We start from the raw sequence: 22,447 nt of genomic DNA, 5'->3' as shown, positions 1-22,447 counted from the left end.
ATAAGATGCTCAAATTACTCATAATATAGTAATTAATGTAAAGGAGTGATCAAAATGGCGAATCAGAAGAAGAAAACCTTGCCGCCGCAGCATCAAAACCGGCAGCCGGGCTTTGAATATGTAATGGACCCGCGCCCCGTTTTTGACAAACCGAAAGCGGCGAAAAAACTTGAAGGGAAAACGGCGATCATCACGGGCGGAGACAGCGGGATCGGCCGCGCCGTATCCGTTTTATTCGCGAAGGAAGGCGCTAATGTGGTCATCGTTTACTTTGATGAGCATCAGGATGCCGAAGAGACGAAGCAATATGTAGAAAAAGAGGGGGCGAAGTGTCTGCTGATCGCAGGGGATGTCGGCGACGAAGCCTTTTGCAATGATGTCATCCGCCAGGCGGGCCAAGCCTTTCCTTCCATTGACATCCTGGTCAACAACGCGGGTGAGCAGCACGTGCAGCCGGGGATTGAGAAAATCACGAGCCACCAGCTCATCAGAACGTTTCAGACGAATATTTTTTCAATGTTTTACTTAACGAAAGCCGCGCTCCCTCACCTGAAAAAAGGAAGTTCAATCATTAATACGGCCTCCATTACCGCCTATAAAGGCCACAAAACATTGATTGACTATTCAGCGACAAAAGGGGCGATCGTCACGTTTACAAGATCTCTTTCCCAATCTCTTGTCACTCAGGGCATCAGGGTAAACGCAGTGGCGCCGGGGCCGATCTGGACGCCGCTGATCCCGGCGAGCTTCTCGGCGAAGGAAGTGGAAGTCTTCGGCTCAGACGTGCCGATGCAGCGCCCGGGAGAGCCTGTTGAAGTGGCGCCGAGCTATTTGTACTTAGCAAGCGATGATTCTTCCTATGTCACGGGACAGACGATTCATGTGAACGGCGGCACCATCGTAAACGGATAATGTAAAAAAAGCCAATCCATATGGATTGGCTTATTCACTCTGTTTGAGAGCGGCATATTCTTTTGAAAGCGTGAGGAACGCTTCTTTATTTTTATCATCAAGCGCCTTATTAATCTGCATTGTCAGCATGGCGATCCGGCGTTTATACAAGGATTCATCAAGCACCATTTGAATGTAAATATCGGCCATTGTCACATCGAATTCGTTTGCTTTTTCCGTGTTGCGGGACTTCATGAGCTCAGTGTACGACTTTTTCTCTTTCATAAAGAATCCCCCCAATGCCTTTTTTATAGTATATGGATAACGGCCGGAAAAATCAATTAATTTTTATAATCTTTAGACAACTAATACTTGGAAATATATCGACATATCCTGCAAATTGACGAAAAAACGAAAATGATCGTTGTATAAATGAGGTGAAATGAAAAAGAAAAATAATATTTAAATAGTAATTTAAGACTAAATTACAGCTTTAAAAGGTGATTTTTAGCTATATTCAAAAAAAACCTGTCGTTTTCCAATGACAGATGATAGATTATTAGTATAAATTTTCAAGAAAAGGATTGGAGGCTGCACATCATGTGCCAGAAAACACACGCACCCTTAGAAAGCTACGAAGTAAATCGTTCAACCATCGCTGTTTTGCCTGAGGAAATAGACGGTAAAATGGGGTCGAAGGTCATTGAAAAAGACTGCATTCTGTATGTCAGCATGAAGCCGATTCACATCATCGACAGAAGCTGCCGCTACTTTGGCTCCAGCTATGCCGGGAGAAAAGCAGGAACATATGAAGCGATTAAAATTTCTCACAAGCCGCCGATTATGGTGGACCCTTCAAATCACATCTTTTTATTCCCTACACTTTCTTCTGCAAGGCCTCAATGCGGCTGGATATCTCATGTGCACGTTAAAGATTTTCAACCGACGGCATTTGATGACACAGCGGTCACGTTCTCAAACGGCAAAACGATGGAACTGGAAGTATCCTATCATTCTTTTGAAAATCAGGTTTACAGAACCGCCTATCTCAGAACCACTTTTCAGGACAGGATGGGCAGTCATATCCCGAAGCGGCAGGAATTCATGCTGTATCCGAAAGAAGAGCGGACAAGAATGATCTACGACTTTATTTTGCGGGAGCTGGGGGAGAGATATTAGAGAAAGCTGTGATGTGAAGGGACGGGCCCTTTCCTTTTAGGAAGGGCTTTTTTCGATTTACATGCCCGGATAGAGTTGTATCGTGTCCGTCTGTTGGCTATGATGATGTAAAGAGTAATGATATTTCATTTTAGGAGAGATGGGCATGGATGTGTTTGCAAAATATGTATCAGAAATCGATAATCCGGATCACCGTCTCAAAGCAGAGGAAATTTTGTCGTGGACGGCTGACCAATTTCCGAACTTAGAAGCGCAGATCAAGTGGAACAAACCGACATTTACCGATCACGGCACCTATATCATTATGTTTGCCGCGGCAAAAAATCATTTGAGCATTTTGCCTGAAAAAGAGACGATGGAGCATTTTGCCGATGACATCGCCCAAGCCGGGTACAGCGCTTCTTCACGCCTGTTCAGAATTCGGTGGACTGATCCGGTGCACTATGATCTGCTTAAGAAGATCATCGAATTTAACATCAAGGAAAAAGCTGAAAATCCGGGGTTTTGGCGCTAGCGGACGTGATGTAGAAGGAGGAAGACATGGACGTTTTCAAAGACTATTTATCAAGTATCGACAGCCCTGATCATCGTCTGCGAATGGAGGAAATCCTGTCGTGGACGGCTGAGCAATTCCCGGGTTTAACACCGCAGATCAAGTGGAACACGCCGATGTTTACCGATCACGGCACGTTTATTATCGGCTTTGCGGCAGCAAAGCATCATGTAAGTGTTTCCCCCGAAGAAGCTGGAATTGCGCATTTTGCCGACGACATTGCCCGTGCCGGCTACAGCGCTACTTCCCGTTTGTTCAGAATTCAATGGACTGAACCGGTGCATTATGAGCTGCTTGAAAGCATGATTCAATTCAATATCCAGGATAAGGCGGACTGCTCAGCGTTTTGGCGGAAATAATGAAAGAAATGTTAAAAAACAACCCTGAGGAGGGCTGTTTTTTTATTAAACGTAATCCGAAAAATAAGGGATTTGCGTATCCGGCAGACCCTCACAAACGCACGATGACAGAAATCGTGCGTTCAAAATTCTTTATTTGACGACAGACATGCTGACGCTGCTTCCTGACACTGTCAATTTGGCAAAATCCTGTGTATCAATCACAGGTGTGACTGCTTTATTGTCGATCGTGATGTTCGTAAAGGCTGTTGAGAAGTTTGATTTGATGTAAGGGCGCTGATCCTCTGATGTGACCGCGACGGTGGCGAGCGCTTTCCATTTTGAGACAGAGCCTACATTTGTTTGGGCGAGTTCTGAGATGATGCGGCCGGTGTATCCGTCATTATTCGTGCCCCAATATGTGGCGCGGGTATTGCCGTTCAGATTTTTGTAAATGGTCAGCTGTACGGTGCTGCCGGGCCGGAAGCCTTTCGTATAAGTGAATTGGCTTTCTCCTTCCAGATACCGGACCTGGCCTTGTCCCTTTGAACCGACTTTCATGATCGGTTTCCATACATGATAGGTGTCACTGTACTGAAGCCCGATATCAGCCTCTGTGCCTCCGGTAAATCCTGAGTAAATATAGGCTGTCCCATTTGACACCTGAATCGAGCTTGGAAGCTGAATTTTCGTGACGAGAACTGAGCCCGTGCTGTTCAGATAGGCCCTTCCGCCGATTCCTTTACTGAGCTGGGACGCCGCTTCCGCCGTATTTGGACTGATCACCCCCGGAATATCCGCCGTACATGCGCCGAATAGAACGGCTGTAGTGAGAACACCCGCAACAAGCCCTTTTTTCATCATCATTTCTCCTCCTATCATCATAGTCAGATAGCGCTATCAATTCATATTATAAAAGGTTTTGGGAAAAATTCCATAAAAGATATACGGGCGGACATAAATTAAAACTATTTTCCTATTTATCTTGTAAATGGAGATTATTTGAACTATGATATGTTCAGCCATACAACATGATTCAGGAAAGGGGATAGGATAGAAATGAAAAAGACGGCAGCTGTGCTTTTGTCTTTCGGCCTGGTGTTCGGTTGTTCATACGGAGCGGGGCAGACGGCAGAAGCGAAAACAAAGGTAAAAACGTATCAAAACTGCAAGGCGCTGAATAAGGTGTATAAAGGCGGCGTGGCCAAATCGTCGAAAGTGAAAAACAAGGGCGGCAGAACAAAGTACAACCCGTATGTATCAAAAGCGCTTTACAATGCAAATAAAAGACTTGACCGGGATAAAGACTATATCGCATGTGAGAAATAAAAAAACAAGCCTCTTTAAAGAGGCTTGTTTTTTTAAATGGATTCGGCGGTGACGGCGGTTCCGTATCCGATTAATTCGGATGTGTTCTGTCCTGCGGTCAGTTCGAACCGCAGGCCGACGATGGCGTTCGCTCCGAGCTGCTCCGCCTCTCTGATCAGCCGCTCTTTCACCGCTTTTTTGGAGTCATCCAGCATTTCGGTATAGCTTTTCAATTCGCCGCCGACGACAGATTTTAAGCCTTCAAGCAAATCTTTTCCGATGTGACGGGACTGGACGATACTGCTTGTCACTAAGCCTTTTACTTCCGTAATCTGTTTTCCGGCGACGGTTTCGGTCGTTGTCATGATCATGCGGCTTTCCCCCTTCATGTGTCTTACCGCTATTTTATCATTAAGCCGCCTTTTCGGCTGCGCTGATTTGTTTTTTTCTGACTGCGGCGCTGACTGCAAACATGACGGCAATGTTCAGAACCAGCGCGATGATGCCTGTATTCATATCCTTAACGATCTGCGGAAGAAACGGAAAGAGGGTTCCGACGGTTGATTCGGTCAGCGTAATGAAGGCCACCGTTCCGACCCCGGCCGTTATGCCGGCAAAAGCGCCGTGGCTTGTGATGAAACGCCGCTTCGGCAGGCTGAATAAGAGGGCGGGGAAAAGCTGGGTGACAAGGCTGTAGCCCATTAAAAGCAAGGTGACGATGGTATTTCCGCCTTTCAGCGTAAAATATACGGATATCAGCGCGATGACGGGTACGGCGTATTTTGCGAGCCGTGAGACTTTTTCGTCAGTCGTGCCGGGCCGAATGGCTTTGTACACGTTTTTGGCGAACAGCGTGCTTGAGGCCATTAATATCATTGAACCGGGCACAAGCGCCGTCAGAATGCCCGCCGATCCGATCAGTCCGACAAACCAGGGATCAAAGGTTTTCACAGACAGCTTTAATAAGGCGAGATCCGTGTCCGCCCCTTTTAAACCGGGCACCTGCAGAATCGCCGCAAATCCGGTAAAGATGACAAACAGCAGGACGAGCTGATAAAGAGGCATGATGATCGCGTTTTTCCGAAACACCCGCGGATGCTCCGCCGAATAGGAAGCGGCAAAGGTATGAGGCCACATATAAAAGCCGAGGGCGGTCAGCAAAACCGTTGAGCTGAACCAGGAAACGCTCTGTCCGGTTTCCGGCAGCGTGAGAAAACCGGGTTTTGCGGCGTCAATTTGTTTGAACATCTCCGTAAACCCGCCATAGTAATGAATGGGCAGATAAATGCCTAAATACAGGACGATGCCTAAAATCATGATATCTTTGACGACGGATATCCACGCTGAACCATGGATTCCTGAAATCATCACATAAATCGTGATGGAGACAGCGCCGATCCAGACAGCGGCGGAGGGCGGAATCTGTCCGTATGATGTTGCTGAAACAATTAATCCGAGCCCTTTCAGCTGCAGAACGAGATAGGGGATGAGGGATGCGATGCCGACGAGCGATACGAGAATGCCGAGGAGCGGGCTGTTGTATTTTGAAATAAAAAAATCTGATTGCGACATCAGTTTGTGTTGTTTGGCGTAAGTCCACACGGCTGGCAGAAGCCAATATGACAAAATGTAGGCAAGGCAGCCGTACGCGATAATATAAAAGGCCGGGCCTCCTTTTCCGTAAGCCCATCCGCTTCCGCCGAGGAATGTAAAGGTCGTGTATATTTCTCCCGCCATTAATAAAAAGACAAACATCGTGCCGAAGCCGCGTCCGCCCACCGTCCATTGTTCAAGGTCCATATGTTTTCCTTTTCGGGCCCGGATTCCGAGATATACACAAAACAGGAGCACGGCGGCCATTACGGGAAATGCTGCGTTCATTCCGTCTCACCCGCCTTGTTTTCTTTGTCCAATTTGTAAACGGCGGCCATCAGAACGGAAGTCAGCACCGCCCAGATGACGACATATGCGAGAATGAAAGGCATTCCGAAAACATAAGGCGTCACCCGGTTGGCAAATGGAATGCCGGCGAGAATTCCGAAAAAGGGCAGGGCGGCGAGAACATGAATCAGTTTCATAACATTCCTCCTTTTCATTGAAAACAGCGTGTCCCGATTATAAAGAAAATCATGTCGAATGTATAGTGTGAATAGTCTGAAATTTATCAACTGAAAAGGAAAAGCAGTCCCGGCTGCTTTTTAAATGGTCGCAAGAGACAGGTAATATTCCAATAAGGCGGTTACCTGTTCCCGTATTCTCGGGTTGAAATAACGGTGTTTTTCTTCATAGCCGTTAATGGTGCATATATAAAGCGTAAATGCTTCGTCTCTTTCCGCTTCGTATATTTTAATTTTACGCTTTCTTAACTCTTTTCGAACATCACTCAAATCCTTTTGTGCTAATTTTAAAGAGCAGCTGATAAGCTGTTTATAGGGTTGTTTTAATTTGAACGGGCACGAATCAAGCGCTTCGAGGTCCCGGTTCAGGATGGCAGCCGCCATGGGCAGAAACAGCCCTTTTTCGATGAGATCGCGGGTGCCGCTCCGAATGTCAGGCATAAATACTCCTTCTTTCTTAAAAAGAGAACGTTTGTTCTTATTTTATGCTCGCTTACACGATATTTCAAGTCGGAAAATCTCGTAAACATTTTCGTTTTTTGGAGATAATGTGTAGAATAAGGATAGACAAACTCGTTAAGGAGTATAAACGTTGGAGCAATTTTTATCATATTTGACTGAGGAACAGCTGACGGAATGGTTCCAAAGCTATAGAGCTTTCGGCCCGGCTGCTGCGGCTGTACTGCCTTTTATTGAAGCGTTTCTTCCGTTTTTGCCGCTCGTTGTATTTGTGGTGGCGAATACGAATGCATTTGGTTTGTGGGAAGGTTTTTTTCTGTCATGGCTCGGGTCTGCGTCAGGATCGATGCTGATGTTTTATGCCGTCCGCCGTTTCGGACAGAAAAGAGCTTTCGGTTTCATCCGCAGGCATCAGACCATAAGGCGGATGATGCTCTGGGTTGAGCGGCACGGTTTCGGTCCGCTGTTTATTTTACTTTGCTTCCCCTTTACGCCGTCCGCTGCGGTTCATATCGTTGCCGGTCTGTCACGGGTGGGGGCGCTGCAGTTTATATCAGCAGCCGCTATGGGGAAAATGGTTATGATCTTTATGATCAGCTTTATCGGGTATGATCTTCACGCACTCATGACACAGCCTTTCAGGATGGCGGGCGCCATAATGGTGATCGCGGTGCTGTGGTATGCCGGAAAGCATATCGAACGGCGTTTACAGACGAGAATCAGTCAGCATGAGAAAGACGGAGGGAGACAGGAATCTTGAAAAAACGATTTTGGTTTATAGCCGGCGTGCTTATCGTTGTTTTGGCCATACAATTAAAGAATGCCATTTTTATTGATTATAAAGTCGAAGGAATCAGTATGAATCCGACCTTTAAACAAGGAAATGAGCTGATGGTCAACAAGTTTTCCCATCGTTACAAAACGATCCGCCGTTTCGATATTGTTCTGTTTAAAGGCCCGCACCGCAAAGTGCTGATCAAACGTGTCATCGGGCTCCCCGGCGAGTCAATCGCATACAGGGAGGATCAGCTGTATGTGAATGGAAAACGGGTGGCGGAACCGTTTTTAAAACCGTTAAAGTCATCATTGTCCGCCGGGAGCCATGTGACCGGTGATTATACGCTGAAGGAAACGACCGGGCGCAAAAGCATACCGAAGGGACAATACTTTGTTATTGGCGACAACCGCATATACAGCCTCGACAGCCGTCATTTCGGTCCGATTAAGGATAAAGACATTGTCGGAGTCATCAGTGAATCAGACGCCAAGTGAACGGCGTCTTTTTTTCGGAAATGATTGTCAAAAAGCGGAGGAAAGACTATAATGAAAATTGTTACGCACGAAACAAAAAAGGAGGCGTTTATTTTTTAGTGGTTTTGTTACGTGTGTAACAAAAAAGGAAAGAGGGCTGATGAGATGAAAACACAGGTTGCCATTATCGGGGGAGGTCCGGTCGGGCTTATGCTTGCATCAGAACTGGCGCTGGCCGGAGTGAAAACGACTGTCATTGAACGATTGAAGAAGACGGTGCCATATTCCAAAGCGCTTATCATGCATCCGCGCACACTTGAGCTTTTTGCCATGAGAGGCATATTGGAACGCTTTGCGGATCAAGGGACGAAGGTGTCTTCCGGCCATTTTTCCATGCTGGATACACGGCTGGATTTTTCTCGGCTGGATACGAAGCAGAATTATTCGTTAATGCTGCCACAGGCAGAAACGGAGCGGATGTTGGAGGAGTATGCATCAAGTCTCGGCGCAGACATCATCCGCGGGGCGGAAGCGGTGGCTGTCACCCAGACGGATGACGGAGTGGAGACGGTGTTCCGGGACGAAAGCGGAATCCGCACTCTTCACAGCTTATATGCCGCGGGTACAGACGGGGCGGGGAGCATTGTCCGGAAACAGGCGGGCATCGCTTTTTCGGGCACAGATGCCGACTTAACAGGAACCCTTTGTGATGCCGCTTTGAAACATCCGCCCGAATCTTCCTTTTTTTCAACGTGCCGCCTGGAGGGATCGGTTGTGATTATCCCTCTTACGGACGGACTTTTCCGCGTCCTCATCGTTTCTCCGCACGTCCTGCAAAAGCGGAAGGAAGAGCCGGTCACCGAAAATGAGCTGAAAGAAGACCTGCGGCGGATATGCGGCACTGATTTCGGATTGAGTGATCCGGTATGGATGTCGCGGTTCGGCAATGCCGAGCGTCAGGCTGAGCAGTACCGCTCCGGCCGGGTTTTTGTGGCCGGGGATGCGGCGCACATTCATTTTCCCGCAGGCGGCCAAGGCCTGAATACGGGGCTTCAGGATGCCGTCAATCTCGGCTGGAAGCTGGCGGCGCAAATGAAAGGAAAAGCGGCGCCTCATCTTCTGGACAGCTATCATCAGGAAAGGCACAGCACAGGAAAAGAAGTGCTGCACAATATCAAAACGCAGATCAAGCTCATGGATTTTACCGAGTCGGGGATGGCATTAAGAGAAACGATGACCGCTTTGCTGGATTTTCAGGAGTCCAACCGTTTATTGGCGGGAAAAGTATCCGCGCTTGATCTGCATTATGAACCGGATGCGGAGCTGCCGCCGCATACGCTGAACGGAAAACGCCTGCCGGATATCGAACTGACCCTTCATGACGGGCGGCCGGCCCAGCTCTATGATTTTCTCCGCGAGGGCGGCTTTGTGCTTCTGTCATTAAGAGGGAGCATTCCCGCCGGTATTGATACGGAAAGCGTGGCAGCAGTCAGGGCGGAGCTTGCTGAAACACGTGCCGATTGGAACGACGTCCACACCGTTTTAATCCGGCCGGACGGCCATGCGGCATGGGCAGCCGGCGGCTCGGGACGTGAAGCGGAAGAAGCCGTTCTGGCCGGTTTGGAGAGATGGGGATTATTCATCTGATAACCTTTTTATGCGTCTGTGTGATTGTTTCTTGTGTAACAAAACGTTATAGTAAAAGAAACAATCAATACGGAGGGGTGACTCAGCAGTTGGACAGAAGACAGCCAGACCATGCAAAACACATGATTCTTGAAGGGCTGACAGATATTTTTCACGAGCAGGAGAGGTGCCAGGAGGATATCAGGGCGTCGTTGGCCGGACGGATGGATGAACTCCGTGAAGAAAATGGGAAAAAGTTACAATTGACCTTGACGGAAATTCACATTTTGTCGTGTATCGGAGATCATGAACCGATCAATGTCACGTCAATAGCGGAAAAAATGAAGACGACAAAGCCGACCGTGTCGAGAAGCTGCGCGAAGTTTTTGGAAGCCGGCTTCCTGCGCAGAACCCGGCTGAGTGACAATAAAAAAGAAGTCTATTTCCGGCTGACTCCTGCCGGGAAAGAGCTGCATTCCCTTCATCATGAATATCATGAATTGATAAAAAAGCGGCTCTTGGCGTTTTTAGACCGCTATACAGATGAAGAACTGTTATTTGCTGAACGGCTGTTCCGTGATCTTTCAGCAAACTGGCGGTCTGTAAATGGCGGCGGAGAGCTGTTCAAATAAAAAACACGCATATGGATGCGTGTTTTTTTATTCGGATCATGTTCCTCTTTCTGCCCGGCCTCTTTCGCCGTGTGCCCGTTTCAGCTGAGAAAGGTGGTGCAGCAGCCGATAGAAGGGCGGAAGCATGGCGATGACGAGAACGATCCGGATGACCTGAACCGCGACGACGAAAGTCGAGTCTTCGTGCAGGGTAATCGAAGTCGCCGCCATCTCGGCGATCCCGCCGGGAGAAAAGGCGAGAACAGATGTAATCATGGAGATGCCCGTTAATTTAGAAACCGCAACCGCGCTCAGAATCATGGCGGCGATTAATCCGACGGAAGAAATAAACCCGACGGTCAGCACTCTCGTCACGCCGGTGAACATGCTTTTGTACATTTTTGATCCGATTGTGGCGCCGAGAAAAATTTGTGACAGCTGGTTCGCTTCCGGCGGCCACCAGGCCAGCATGTCTTTGCCCGCCAAGGCGGACACGCCGATTTCCGCAGCAGCAACGCCGATCATGCTGCCGAGCAGCCAAGGGGCGGGAAATTTCAGCCGTTTTGCGCCTTTACTTGCAAGCCAGGCAGCCAAAATAAATCCGGCCGTTAACAAGACGGGAGTAAGGCCCGGATGTGAAGCTCCTGCCGAAACGGCTCCGGCTGATGTCTGAGCCGCACCGTTTTGTTTGGTAAATAAGAAAATGACGAGAAACGGTATTGTCATGACGACCAAAAGGACGCGCGTCAGCTGAATAAGGCTTACAATCGCGGTGTTTGCGCCGACTTCCTGGGCGATACCGGGCATGGCGGATAAACCACCCGGCGCCGTGCCTACAAAGCTTGTCATCATGTCCGTCCGGCTGAACCGAAAGAGCACATATCCGGAAACAAGCGCCATCACGATAGAGAAAATCAGCATGAAGCCTACCGGAAGCCAATGCTCCCGTAAAACCGACAGAACGGACAGGTTCAGTTTCTGGCCGAGTTCGATGCCGAGGATCATTTGTCCCGCCGCAAGCCATCTGCGGTGAATCCCTCTTCTGTCAGGCGCCATGAACAGCCAGCGGGGCCTCGTCATGGAGAGGATGCAGCCGGCGGCAAGCGTTCCGAGCATCCAGGCGATCGACATCCCTGTGAGCGAAAGAAGAAACCCCCCTGCCGCACTGATGAGAATAAACCAGATATCCGTAAGGAGATGTTTGTCTTTCTTCAATGAAAACCCTTCTTCCTGAAACATTCATATTAAATTGTTAAGCTCGTTAACCTTACTATTACTATAGTATAGATTTTGAGATAAATAAATAATGAATTATTTCTCATAATCCATTCATTTTTCTTATCGAAAACACAAAAAAAGCTCCGGAGATGGGTGAGTGCACCCTACTCCGAAACCTCGCCCGCTTTTCCTTTCCACACAAGCGTCAATCCCAGACCGAGAAATAAAACCACACCTGCGAACAGAAACGGGAAGTGAATATTCATATCAAATAAAATACCGCCCAGAGCCGGGCCGAAAATGGTGCCCAAACTCGTGTATGTTGAGTTCATACCGGCAACAAACCCCTGCTGATTTCCTGCGATCTTCGATAGATAAGTAGTCAGTGCCGGGCGCAGTAAATCAAACGCAAGGAAAATGATGCAGGTGACAGCGAGCACGGGCAAAAACCCTGACATCAGCGTAGAAACGAAAGCCAGCACAGCGCCGATGATCAGACAAAGCTGAATGACTTTTTTCTCCCCGAGGAAGTTGACAAGTCTGCCGAACGCGAGCACTTGAATGAGGACTGCCACAATGGAGCTGAACGTAATAATAATGGCGATATCCTTTGGCGTGAAGCCGAATTTATGGTTTGTAAATAAGCTGAATACCGTTTCGTACGCCGACAGCCCGAATGCCAAAACAAAGACGATGATAAAGGCGATCAAGTAGCTTGGGTGAATCGACTTTTTCAAATCTTTTAAGAAGGTTGATTCTTTGGCGCTTTCCATCTGCTTTGCACGTTCTTCTTTAGTTAACGGCTCTTTCAGCATAAAGACAGAGGAAATCACTGCGATAAATGCAATTCCCGCCGCAAAGAAAAACGGCATACGAACGCCGTGATCGGCAATAAATCCTCCTATGCCGGGCCCGATGATAAACCCTGTGCTGATGGCGGCAGATACATAGCCCATCGCCTTCGATCTTTCCTGCACCGTCGTAATATCTGCGACATACGCTGTAACAGCGGGCATGATAAAAGCGGCACTGATGCCCCCCAGCACCCTTGCGAAATATAAAATGGAGACATGTGTGCCCAATCCGAAGGTCAGTTCGGATAATGCGAATAAAAACAGTCCGGCGAGAATCATGATTTTTCTGCCGAAGCGGTCAACCCATCTCCCCGCAATGGGGGATGCAATTAATTGCGCGACGGCGAAGGCAGCGACAAGGTATCCCATTGTGCTGCCCGTCAAGTGCATCACATTCATAAACAGCGGCATAACGGGAATGATCAATCCGATGCCTAAAAACGCAATAAATATGTTGCTTAATAAGATGATGAGTACAGCCTTTTGTTCTCTGATCGGTTTTTGCATGTTGTTTCTCCTTTGTCAGCTGTCATTCTGTTTATCAGCGTTGATCGACCCGTGAATAAACACGGAGATGGCTTCTTTTTGCAATTCGATTCTTTGCTGAATGGTATCGTTTTTATATAACACATCTAAACCGTAGAAGACGGATAGCAGGATTTTTACTTTTGATTCGACATGAGGAATGGACCAGCTGCCGTCTTGATTTCCCTCTTCTAAGATCTCTCTCATCACATCGTCATATTCAATATCAATTTTGTTGAGCCGCTTTACGACCTCCTCTGACGTAAACGCACTCGCATAAAACTCTTCACTTGCTCTCATAAGCGGGTAATTGATGCTCATCCGGCTCAGCAGCTCCGCAAAGCCCGTCAGCTTTTCGGCAGCATCTTTCAGATCGGATTCCATTTCCCTCCACGTCTCGATCATCACGCGGTGATCCTCTTCCATGATATGAAGAAACAGAAACTCTTTTCCTTTAAAATGGTGATATAGATTGCCTTTACTGATCTCGGCCGCCTCTAAAATATCCCGAATCGATGTTTCTGAATATCCTTTTTTTGCAAATAAGTCACGCGAAGCGGATACGAGCCTGTTCTTCGTCTTTTCGCTCTTTCCTGCACCGCCTTTTGTATTTGTCACTTCACACAGATCCTTTCCGCCTCATTCATATCGTTGTCCCGGCAAAGCGGGTTCGGGTCGTTTAAAACCGACCAGTTGGTTTATTTTATTATAAAGGGTTTTTGCTGACTATACAATGAAGAAGTTATCCATTGTTTAGTGGAAGTATAAAAACGGCTCGAAAAATAAACCCCATTCTCTCCTGTTGAAAGAACGGGGTTTGTCAGCCGTCTGAAGACTCCCGGCGGGGGAGCGTGATCTGCCTGAATCGTTATTTTCCGGTATTTACCTCGGTGTAGCTTGTGTTCGGCGCGTTTGATACCGTTCCCCCTGTATGGTGGAAAGGAGAGTGGGCAGAGTGGGCCATATCGTATAAAAACCAGACGGCATGACGCTGCTCGTCAAATGCCGTGCGGGCAAATAACCGTTTCGCTTCCGGATGCACCGCTCTATCGGATGCCTGCAAATAAAAATCATTCGTTTTCTGCTCATCATAAAACGCCGCCCTCAGTCCTTCTCTGTATGTGTGCGGACAATGCTCCGTCTGTTTCGGCGTCAACTGTTTTCCGGTAATTGACGTATACAGTGAAGAGAAAGCGTGCATGTGGCGCACTTCTTCCTCTCTGATATGTTCGATTCGTCTTCTGATTTCTGCGGTCGGCGCTTTTTCGGCTAATATTGAGTAGCAAATCACAGCGCTGTATTCACCGTTTATGGATTTTACCAGATCCTTTATAAGCACAGAATCGTCACTGCAGATGGCTGTATAATGAAAAAAATTCTCGTGCATTGGACTCACCCCCGGATGTTTATAGGGTATTATACGGCGGCAGCCCGTGACATGTGCGGATGTCATTTTTATTCTTGATCCAGCGGCGATGTAATATGGTCGTCGTATGTGTCGACAAAAAGCCGGCCGTTGCTTCCGCGCACAGCGTATACAACGTCTTCCGGTTTGAGGTTTCTCTTGTCCAATTCTTCTCTCAGCCATTTTTCCGATACGTGGTTTTCTTCCAGATTTTTCATCACCAGCCGGCCGTCCATAATCAGCTCAACGGCAAAGTTCTTTTCATGTCCGGCAAAGATGCCGAGATCCTGTCTTGTAACGGGCGCAAATTCCGGTTTGACCTCCACTGACATGCTGCCGTTTGTTTCAATGATGGCAGTCTGAACCTGAGAAATGTCAAATACATCATTTTCACGAAGCTGCTGGTTCAAGTAGTCGAGGGTATAACGCATCGTTTTCATATTATGCTCAAGTATTTTTCCGTTTTGAATGATAATGGTCGGTTTGCCCGCAAAGAAACCCCTGGCGGTTCTGTTTTTCATAGAAAGATATGCGACGAGATAAATAATGACCACGAAAATCGTGTAAGCACTGACAGTAAAATGAATCGGCAGTTTTGTATTAAACGACAGATTGGCTGTGATGGCGCCGAGGGAGATGGCCGCAATGAAATCAAAAAGCGTCATCTGTGAAATGGTTTGTTTTCCGAGTATCCGGGCGCCGATAAACAAAATGCTGAACGACAGAATCGTTCGCACAATCACTTCGGGATATTCTGTCATCATATTTAATCCTTTTTTTCTTTAATTTGGTCAAAAACGATATGTTTTAAAACAGTCATCCCGTTTTTACCAGCAGATGAGATTGGTCATTTTCGTCAACTTTCGATAAAATGTAGAAAGATAAAAAGAGAGGGGTCTTCTAATTTGGGTGTTGAGTTTTTAGTAGGCAGATCGGGGAGTGGGAAAACGAGGCTGATTATCGACAGCATTCAAGATGAACTGCGCCGGGAGCCGTTCGGGAAACCGATCATTTTTCTAGTCCCGGATCAAATGACGTTTTTAATGGAATATGAGCTTGCTAAAACGCCGGATATCGGCGGCATGATACGCGCTCAAGTGTTCAGTTTTTCGCGTTTGGCGTGGCGCGTGCTTCAGCATACCGGGGGCATGAACCGTCCTTTTGTGACGACGACGGGTGTGCAGATGCTTTTAAGGAAACTGATTGAAGAACATAAGCACGAGTTTAAAGTGTATCAAAAAGCGAGTGACAAAGCCGGATTCACTGAGCAGGTGGAACGGATGCTGACAGAGTTTAAGCGATACTGTATTGAGCCTGAAGACGTCCGCCGCATGGCGGAAAGCGGAACGGCGTCAGAATATCGCGGAGAGCGGATGCTGTCTGAAAAACTTCATGATTTAGGGATTTTATATCAGCAGATGGAAAGAAGCCTCGCCGGACACTATTTGCATTCAGAGGACTATTTGACGCTGCTCGCTCAGCAGATTCCTTTGGCGGACGTTGTAAAAGGCGCCCGTGTTTACGTCGACGGATTCTATCAATTTACGCCGCAGGAATTAAGGGTGCTGGAGCAGCTGATCATGCATGCTGAACATGTCACATTCTCGCTGACGGCGGACAGCCCTTCGGCGGAACAGGCACCGGATGAGCTCGATCTGTTCAGAATGACGGGAAGCACATACTATAAGCTTTATCAGACGGCAAAGGAATTGAATGCCGATATTTCCTGCAAGGAACTGCATGGCACGAAGCGGCATCGGCATGTGCCGGAGCTTGCCTGTATAGAGTCGCAGTACGATGTGCGTCCCGCCGCGGCGTATACCGGCGGACAGGAAGCTTTTACCGTCATGCAGGCGCAAAACAGAAGAGCTGAGCTCGAAGGTATTGCCCGGGAAATTCAATCGCTTGTCCGGGACGGAGGATACCGGTACAAAGATATGGCGATTCTCATCCGTCAGCCGGAAGATTATAAAGATTTGCTGAAGGAAGTGTTTGCCGATTACGGGCTTCCTTATTTTATTGACGGAAAAGCTTCTATGCAGCATCACCCGCTTATTGAATTCATCCGTTCAAGCCTGGATGTCGTGAAGGGGAACTGGAGATATGAAGCGGTGTTCCGCTGTGCGAAAACCGAACTGTTATTCCCGCTTGATCAGCCGGAGCAGAAAATAAGAGAGCAGGTTGATCAGCTTGAAAATTACTGTATCGCCTACGGCATTAAAGGGGAGCGCTGGACGAACGGCGAGCGGTTTGTATACAGGCGCTTCGTATCGCTCGATGAGGATTTCGCGCAGACGGATCAGGAAATCGAGATGGAACACATGCTGAATGAGACGAGAGAGTGGATAGCTGCACCCCTTGTCCGGCTGCAGAACCGGATGAAAAAAGCGAAAACGGTTCAAAGTATGGCGGAGGCTCTTTATCTCTTTTTGGAAGATACCGATGTTCCCCTGAAGCTGGACCGGAAAAGGCAGCGGGCCGAAGAGGCCGGAAACATGATCGAAGCGCAGCAGCACGGCCAGGCGTGGGATGCCGTTATCCAGCTTCTCGAGGAGTTTGCCGGCATGATGGGTGAAGATGAAATATCTTTAGCGCTGTTCCAGCAAATGCTTGAAACGGGAACGGAATCGCTTCATTTTTCTTTAATTCCTCCTGCGCTTGACCAAGTATTTGTAGGGAATATGGATCTCTCAAGAATATACGGCACGTCCTGCACATTCGTCATCGGGGCCAATGACGGCGTTCTTCCGGCGCGCCCGGATGAAAACGGCGTGCTGTCTGATGATGACCGGGAGTGGCTGAAAGCAGTCGGAGTGGAGCTGTCTTCCGCGGGGCGTGAGCGGCTGCTTGATGAGCATTTTCTCATCTATATGGCGCTGTCGAGTCCGTCTGACCGTCTCTATGTGTCATACCCGATTGCCGATGCGGAAGGAAAAACGCTCCTGCCGTCAATCGTTGTAAACAGGCTTGGCGAGCTGTTTCCCGATCATCAGGAAAAGCTGTCAGCGGCTGATCCCGAGCAGGTAAGCGAAGAAGAGCAGCTTCAGTATCTCGTCAATAAACAGGTGGCTCAGACGTATACGGCAAGTCAGCTCAGGCTGTGGACAAGAGAGTACGAGATCAGTGACGTATGGTGGAGCGCATACAATGTGCTGATGAAAGAGTCTGATCACCGGCGTGCGAAAAAGCTGTTTTCAAGCCTGTTTTTCCGCAATGAGGCGAAGCGTCTTGAACGGCCTGTTTCGCGCCAGCTTTACGGCGAGCATATTAAAGGAAGCGTCTCCCGGATGGAGGCGTTTAATGCCTGCCAGTTTTCCCATTTTGCCTCTCACGGGCTGCAATTAAAAGAGCGGCAGTTTTTCAAGCTGGAAGCGCCGGATATCGGCCAGCTGTTTCACTCCAGTCTGAAGCTGATTTCAGACCGGCTTCGTGAGCAGAAGCTGGAATGGCGCGATCTGACGAAAGATCAGTGCCGGAATTTCTCCTATGAAGCGGTGGAACGGCTTGCGCCAAAGCTGCAAAAAGAGATTCTGCTCAGCTCAAACAGACACTTCTATGTGAAGGAAAAACTGCAGAAGATCGTCACGCGTGTTTCTGGCATATTAAGCGAGCATGCAAAGGCGAGCGGTTTCGTCCCGGTCGGTCTTGAACTCGGCTTTGGCGGAAGCGGACCGCTGCCTCCGCTCACTTTCACGCTGAAAAACGGCTGTACGATGGAACTCGTCGGACGGATCGACCGCGTGGATAAAGCGGAAAGTTCAAAAGGCCTGCTGCTGAGAATCGTTGATTATAAATCAAGCGACAGGGGGCTTGATCTGGCTGAGGTGTATTACGGGCTCGCTCTGCAAATGCTCACATATCTTGACTTATCGATTACACATTCCGCGGATTGGCTCGGCATGAAAGCGACCCCGGCAGGCGTTTTGTATTTCCATATCCATGATCCGATGATTCAGGCCAGTCTGCCGATGGGGCTTGATGAAATCGAGCAGGAAATTTTTAAGAAATTTAAAATGAAAGGCCTTCTCCTCGGTGACCGGGAGGCGATCAGCCTGATGGACACGACTTTGGAGGAAGGGCGTTCAAATATCGTCAATGCCGGTTTGAAAAAGGACGGGTCTTTAAGATCCGACTCAGCGGCGGTCAGCGAACAGGACTTTCATCTGCTGACAGACCATGTGCGGCGGACATTTGAACAGGCGGGCGAAGCGATAACGGACGGACTTGTGTCCATTACCCCGTATAAGCTGAAAGATAAGACGCCTTGTACGTACTGTGCGTTTAAATCGGTGTGCCAGTTTGATGAGTCGCTTAAGGAAAATGAATACCGCAGCCTGAAAGCGGAAAAAGACGGCACCATACTGGATTGGCTGAAAAAGGAGGCGGATGATGATGCAAATTCCTAAACCGAAAGACAGCATATGGACGGATGACCAATGGAGCGCCATCGTTTCTTCGGGCCGCGATATTCTTGTCGCTGCCGCAGCCGGATCAGGTAAAACGGCCGTGCTCGTGGAACGGATGATCAGAAAGATAACCGCGGAGGAAGATCCGGTTGATGTTGACAGGCTCCTTGTGGTGACCTTTACAAACGCCTCAGCAGCGGAGATGAAGCATCGGATCGCTGAAGCATTAGAAAAAGAGCTCGCCAAAAATCCGGGATCTCTGCATATCAGACGGCAGCTCTCTCTATTAAACCGGGCGAGCATTTCGACGCTTCACTCTTTCTGTCTGCAAGTGCTTAAAAAATATTATTATATGATTGATCTTGACCCAGGTTTTCGCATGGCTGACCAGACGGAAGGCGAATTGCTCGGAGACGAAGTGCTTGATGAGCTGTTTGAAGATGAATACGCAAAAGGGAATCAGGCGTTTTTTGAGCTTGCGGACAGATATACGACAGACAGGCATGATCTGGATCTTCAAGACCTTGTCAAACGGGTGTACGAGTATTCCCGATCGCATCCTGACCCGGAAGCGTGGCTGCAGAGCTTTGTCCGCTTGTATGACGTGACGGAAGAAAGCAAAATGGAAGAGCTTCCGTTTTACCAGTATGTGAGAGAAGATGCGGAAATGGCGCTCTTCGGGGCAAAACAAAAGCTTGAGAAGGCGCTTGAACTGACAAAAGCGCCCGGCGGGCCGGCCCCGCGCGCTGGTGATTTTCTGGATGACCTTCAGCAGATAGAAGAGCTGATCAGCTGCCGGCATGACTTCGATGCGCTGTATGAACGGGTCCCCGCAGTCTCATTTAAGCGGGCGAAGCCGGTAAAGGGTGATGAATTTGACAAAGCGCTTTTGGACGAAGCGACCGATTTGCGAAACGGCGCGAAGAAACTGATCGAAAAGTTAAAGACCGATTACTTTACAAGAAGTCCGCAAGATCACTTGAAGAGTTTAACAGATATGAAGCCTGTCATCGAAACGCTCGTTCAGCTCGTGATATCGTACGGAAAACGATTTGAAGCGGCGAAACAAGAAAAATCAATTATTGATTTCTCAGATTTGGAACATTACTGCCTGGCGATTCTAACTGCGGTTGATGAAGAAGGCCGGCGGGTGCCGAGCGAAGCGGCCGTTTATTATCAAGACCAGTTTCATGAAGTTCTGGTTGATGAATATCAAGATACCAATCTTGTGCAGGAGTCTATCCTGCAGCTTGTGAAAAGCGGGGATGAACAGGCGGGAAATCTGTTTATGGTAGGCGACGTCAAACAATCGATCTACCGTTTCAGACTTGCTGAGCCGCTGCTGTTTCTCGGGAAATATAAAAGGTTCACAGAAAGCGGGGAAGGCGCGGGGCAGAAAATTGACCTGAACCAAAATTTCCGCAGCCGTTCCGATATTTTGGACAGTACGAATTTCTTGTTTAAGCAGCTGATGGGCGGAAAAATCGGCGAAGTGGACTACGATGAACAGGCGGCATTGAAGCTCGGCGCATCGTATCCGCCGAATGACGCGGCAAAAACGGAACTGCTGCTGATTGACAGCGCTGATGACGCAAGCAGCTCCGAGGATGCCGAAGACTTTGAAACCGTGCATTGGGAAGCGAAAGCGATAGCCGGGGAGATCCGAAAGCTTGTCTCATCTCCGTTTAAGGTCTATGACGGGAAAACAAAAACACACCGGAATATCCAGTACCGGGATATCGTGATTTTGCTGCGCTCCATGCCGTGGGCGCCGCAATTAATGGAAGAGCTGAAAAACCAGGGCATTCCGGTGTACGCCAATTTGACGTCGGGTTACTTTGAAGCCGTGGAGGTGGCTGCGGCGCTTTCAGTCTTGAAGGTGATTGATAATCCGTATCAGGATATTCCGCTTGCTTCCGTGCTGCGCTCGCCCATCGTCGGCTGTGACGAAAATGAACTTGCGCTGATACGCCTTGAAAAGAAAAAAGCGCCGTTTTATGAAGCGCTGAAAGCATATATAGCGAACGGTGACAGGCATGATGAACTGTATCAAAAACTGAGAACCTTTTATGACAGTCTGCAAAAGTGGCGGTCATTTTCGACGAATCATTCGGTGTCTGAGCTGATTTGGGAAGTATACCGCGATACCGGATATTTTGACTATGCAGGCGGCATGCCCGGCGGAAAGCAGCGCCAGGCCAATCTGCGCGTCTTGTATGACCGGGCGCGCTCGTACGAAGCGACGGCGTTCCGCGGGTTATTCCGCTTTTTGCGGTTTATTGAACGGATGCAGGAGCGCGGCGATGATCTGGGGACCGCCCGTGCGCTCAGCGAGCAGGAGGATGTCGTGCGGCTGATGACGATCCACAGCAGCAAAGGACTTGAATTTCCCGTCGTTTTCACCGCCGGACTCGGCAGAAGTTTTAATATGATGGATCTCAACAAATCATACCTGCTTGATAAAGAGCTCGGTTTCGGCACGAAGTATATTCATCCGGAACTCAGAATCAGCTATCCGACTCTTCCGCTTGTGGCGATGAAGAAAAAGATGCGCAGAGAGCTCTTATCCGAAGAATTGCGCGTATTGTATGTGGCGCTGACCAGAGCGAAGGAAAAGCTGTTTCTCGTCGGTTCCTGCAAAAACCGGGAAAAACAGCTGGCCAAATGGCAGGCCCAAGCAGACCGGGCTGATTGGCTTCTTTCTGAATTCGACCGCTATCAGGCGTCATCTTATTTGGACTTTATCGGGCCGGCGCTCATCCGCCACCGTGACATGGAGGCGCACAGGACGCCGGGACTTTCTTCGACTGAGGATATCTTGCGCGACCCGTCGCGTTTTCACATCCGGATGCTTCAGCAAAGTGAATTGCTGGAAGAGAATCCAAAAGAACGTGCTGAAGAAAAGAGCAAACGTCTCGAGGCGATACAGCAGGGCGAGCCGATTCCTGGTTCGTTTTCATTTGATGATCAGGCGCGCCGTCTGCTTGAATGGGAATATCCGTACCGAGAGCTGACGGCTATCAGAACGAAGCAGTCAGTTTCTGAGCTGAAGAGAAAGCAAGAGTACGAGGATGAATACAGCGGCCGCTCTCTCATCAAACCGTCAGGAGACACGCTTTTATACAGGCGTCCCGGTTTTATGATGAAAAAAGGGCTGACAGCCGCCGAAAAAGGGACGGCGATGCATACGGTGATGCAGCACATACCGCTGACGCACGTTCCGACTGCCGAAGAAGCAGAGCGGACGGTCCGGATGCTTTACGAAAAAGAGCTGCTGACAGAAGAGCAGCAGGAAGCCATTGATATAGAAGAAATTGTCCGGTTTTTCGGAACTGAAATCGGTAAAGACCTTCTCGGAGCGCTGCGGATTGACCGGGAAGTGCCGTTCAGTATGGCGCTTCCGGCCGGCGAGGTGTACAAGGATGCCGAAACGGCCGGTGAACCGCTGCTCGTGCAAGGGATTATTGACTGCCTCTACGAAACTGCGGACGGTCTCTATTTGCTGGACTATAAAACAGATCGGATAGAGGGGAAATTCCGGAACGGATTTGAAGGCGCGGCTCCGATTCTGCAAAAAAGATATGAAACACAAATCGAATTGTATACAAAAGCGGTTGAACAAATTACAAAAACGAAAGTGAAAGGGCGTGCGCTCTATTTCTTCGATGGAGGTCACGTTCTTACACTGTAACGAGATCCGAAGCTC

At 48.6% G+C, this 22,447-nt stretch carries 22 protein-coding genes; 11 read left to right on the top strand and 11 right to left on the bottom strand.

What is annotated here, in order from left to right; all coding sequences use genetic code 11:
* Window positions 1-54 precede the first annotated feature (54 nt).
* Window positions 55-912, top strand: coding sequence for an SDR family oxidoreductase (locus tag OWN49_RS04030; RefSeq protein WP_007610477.1), 858 nt, complete (start codon window positions 55-57; stop codon window positions 910-912).
* A gap of 30 nt (window positions 913-942) precedes the next feature.
* Here OWN49_RS04030 and OWN49_RS04025 read toward each other — a convergent pair whose 3' ends face one another.
* Entirely contained in the window at window positions 943-1,176 is a 234-nt protein-coding gene (locus tag OWN49_RS04025) for an IDEAL domain-containing protein (RefSeq protein WP_003155181.1), read from the bottom strand.
* Window positions 1,177-1,491: 315 nt separating this feature from the next.
* Between OWN49_RS04025 and OWN49_RS04020 the strand changes: the two genes are divergently transcribed.
* The 3 genes from OWN49_RS04020 to OWN49_RS04010 all read left to right on the top strand — a co-directional run bounded on the left by OWN49_RS04020 (window position 1,492) and on the right by OWN49_RS04010 (window position 2,982).
* The gene (locus tag OWN49_RS04020; protein ID WP_003155179.1) at window positions 1,492-2,070 is read left to right on the top strand and encodes a competence protein ComK; all 579 of its coding nucleotides are present in this window, start codon (window positions 1,492-1,494) and stop codon (window positions 2,068-2,070) included.
* Window positions 2,071-2,215: 145 nt separating this feature from the next.
* Complete coding sequence (locus OWN49_RS04015) at window positions 2,216-2,584, top strand: iron chaperone (protein ID WP_003155175.1); 369 nt, start codon at window positions 2,216-2,218, stop codon at window positions 2,582-2,584.
* A gap of 26 nt (window positions 2,585-2,610) precedes the next feature.
* Window positions 2,611-2,982, top strand: a complete 372-nt coding sequence (locus tag OWN49_RS04010; protein ID WP_077722024.1) for an iron chaperone — start codon at window positions 2,611-2,613, stop codon at window positions 2,980-2,982.
* Between the two features lie 132 nt (window positions 2,983-3,114).
* Here the strand turns inward: OWN49_RS04010 and OWN49_RS04005 are convergent, their stop codons facing one another.
* A complete protein-coding gene (locus tag OWN49_RS04005; protein ID WP_003155170.1) occupies window positions 3,115-3,825 on the bottom strand; it encodes a YrpD family protein in 711 nt (236 codons plus the stop codon).
* Between the two features lie 195 nt (window positions 3,826-4,020).
* Between OWN49_RS04005 and OWN49_RS04000 the strand changes: the two genes are divergently transcribed.
* The gene (locus OWN49_RS04000) at window positions 4,021-4,290 is read left to right on the top strand and encodes an excalibur calcium-binding domain-containing protein (protein WP_176283232.1); all 270 of its coding nucleotides are present in this window, start codon (window positions 4,021-4,023) and stop codon (window positions 4,288-4,290) included.
* A 32-nt stretch (window positions 4,291-4,322) separates the two neighbouring features.
* Here the strand turns inward: OWN49_RS04000 and OWN49_RS03995 are convergent, their stop codons facing one another.
* From OWN49_RS03995 to OWN49_RS03980, 4 genes are all read right to left on the bottom strand, one after another.
* The gene (locus tag OWN49_RS03995) at window positions 4,323-4,640 is read right to left on the bottom strand and encodes a YbjQ family protein (RefSeq protein WP_176283233.1); all 318 of its coding nucleotides are present in this window, start codon (window positions 4,638-4,640) and stop codon (window positions 4,323-4,325) included.
* Between the two features lie 40 nt (window positions 4,641-4,680).
* Window positions 4,681-6,150: a sodium:solute symporter family protein gene (locus tag OWN49_RS03990; protein ID WP_063174181.1), complete on the bottom strand. Its 1,470-nt coding sequence runs from the start codon at window positions 6,148-6,150 to the stop codon at window positions 4,681-4,683.
* On the bottom strand, window positions 6,147-6,347 hold the full coding sequence (locus tag OWN49_RS03985; RefSeq protein ID WP_003155162.1) for a DUF3311 domain-containing protein: 201 nt from the start codon (window positions 6,345-6,347) through the stop codon (window positions 6,147-6,149). The genes OWN49_RS03990 and OWN49_RS03985 overlap by 4 nt, the downstream gene beginning before the upstream one ends.
* 120 nt (window positions 6,348-6,467) lie before the next feature.
* Window positions 6,468-6,827, bottom strand: a complete 360-nt coding sequence (locus tag OWN49_RS03980) for a hypothetical protein (RefSeq protein WP_012117241.1) — start codon at window positions 6,825-6,827, stop codon at window positions 6,468-6,470.
* A gap of 151 nt (window positions 6,828-6,978) precedes the next feature.
* Between OWN49_RS03980 and OWN49_RS03975 the strand changes: the two genes are divergently transcribed.
* The 4 genes from OWN49_RS03975 (at window position 6,979) to OWN49_RS03960 (ending at window position 10,354) form a co-directional block, all read left to right on the top strand.
* Window positions 6,979-7,605 carry a TVP38/TMEM64 family protein gene (locus OWN49_RS03975; RefSeq protein ID WP_165408879.1) on the top strand — a complete coding sequence of 209 codons (627 nt, stop codon included), beginning with the start codon at window positions 6,979-6,981 and terminating at the stop codon, window positions 7,603-7,605.
* The gene (gene lepB / locus OWN49_RS03970) at window positions 7,602-8,117 is read left to right on the top strand and encodes a signal peptidase I (RefSeq protein WP_003155158.1); all 516 of its coding nucleotides are present in this window, start codon (window positions 7,602-7,604) and stop codon (window positions 8,115-8,117) included. Before OWN49_RS03975 ends, lepB begins: the two co-directional genes overlap by 4 nt.
* A 144-nt stretch (window positions 8,118-8,261) precedes the next feature.
* Complete coding sequence (locus OWN49_RS03965; RefSeq protein ID WP_176283234.1) at window positions 8,262-9,743, top strand: monooxygenase; 1,482 nt, start codon at window positions 8,262-8,264, stop codon at window positions 9,741-9,743.
* A gap of 89 nt (window positions 9,744-9,832) precedes the next feature.
* Window positions 9,833-10,354 carry a MarR family transcriptional regulator gene (locus tag OWN49_RS03960; RefSeq protein ID WP_012117244.1) on the top strand — a complete coding sequence of 174 codons (522 nt, stop codon included), beginning with the start codon at window positions 9,833-9,835 and terminating at the stop codon, window positions 10,352-10,354.
* A gap of 36 nt (window positions 10,355-10,390) precedes the next feature.
* On the opposite strand, the gene OWN49_RS03955 is transcribed toward OWN49_RS03960, so the two are convergent.
* From OWN49_RS03955 to OWN49_RS03935, 5 genes are all read right to left on the bottom strand, one after another.
* Window positions 10,391-11,548: an AbrB family transcriptional regulator gene (locus tag OWN49_RS03955; protein ID WP_025284526.1), complete on the bottom strand. Its 1,158-nt coding sequence runs from the start codon at window positions 11,546-11,548 to the stop codon at window positions 10,391-10,393.
* Window positions 11,549-11,715: 167 nt separating this feature from the next.
* Entirely contained in the window at window positions 11,716-12,912 is a 1,197-nt protein-coding gene (locus tag OWN49_RS03950; RefSeq protein ID WP_058906688.1) for an MFS transporter, read from the bottom strand.
* A 15-nt stretch (window positions 12,913-12,927) separates the two neighbouring features.
* Window positions 12,928-13,548: a TetR/AcrR family transcriptional regulator gene (locus tag OWN49_RS03945; protein ID WP_070081597.1), complete on the bottom strand. Its 621-nt coding sequence runs from the start codon at window positions 13,546-13,548 to the stop codon at window positions 12,928-12,930.
* A 250-nt stretch (window positions 13,549-13,798) separates the two neighbouring features.
* Window positions 13,799-14,317: a ferritin-like domain-containing protein gene (locus OWN49_RS03940; protein WP_070081598.1), complete on the bottom strand. Its 519-nt coding sequence runs from the start codon at window positions 14,315-14,317 to the stop codon at window positions 13,799-13,801.
* A gap of 68 nt (window positions 14,318-14,385) precedes the next feature.
* The gene (locus OWN49_RS03935) at window positions 14,386-15,099 is read right to left on the bottom strand and encodes a DUF421 domain-containing protein (RefSeq protein WP_176283235.1); all 714 of its coding nucleotides are present in this window, start codon (window positions 15,097-15,099) and stop codon (window positions 14,386-14,388) included.
* 141 nt (window positions 15,100-15,240) lie between these two features.
* On the opposite strand from OWN49_RS03935, the gene addB reads away from it, so the two are divergent.
* Both addB and addA read left to right on the top strand, forming a co-directional pair.
* A complete protein-coding gene (gene addB, locus OWN49_RS03930) occupies window positions 15,241-18,741 on the top strand; it encodes a helicase-exonuclease AddAB subunit AddB (protein ID WP_172614583.1) in 3,501 nt (1,166 codons plus the stop codon).
* Window positions 18,728-22,432 (top strand): helicase-exonuclease AddAB subunit AddA, encoded by a 3,705-nt coding sequence (gene addA, locus OWN49_RS03925; protein WP_176283273.1) that lies wholly within the window; start codon window positions 18,728-18,730, stop codon window positions 22,430-22,432. The genes addB and addA overlap by 14 nt, the downstream gene beginning before the upstream one ends.
* Window positions 22,433-22,447: the final 15 nt, after the last annotated feature.

This window comes from Bacillus sp. NEAU-242-2, assembly GCF_027853835.1.
Lineage (GTDB): Bacteria > Bacillota > Bacilli > Bacillales > Bacillaceae > Bacillus > Bacillus velezensis.
This window is presented reverse-complemented; position numbering and strand designations above follow the sequence as displayed.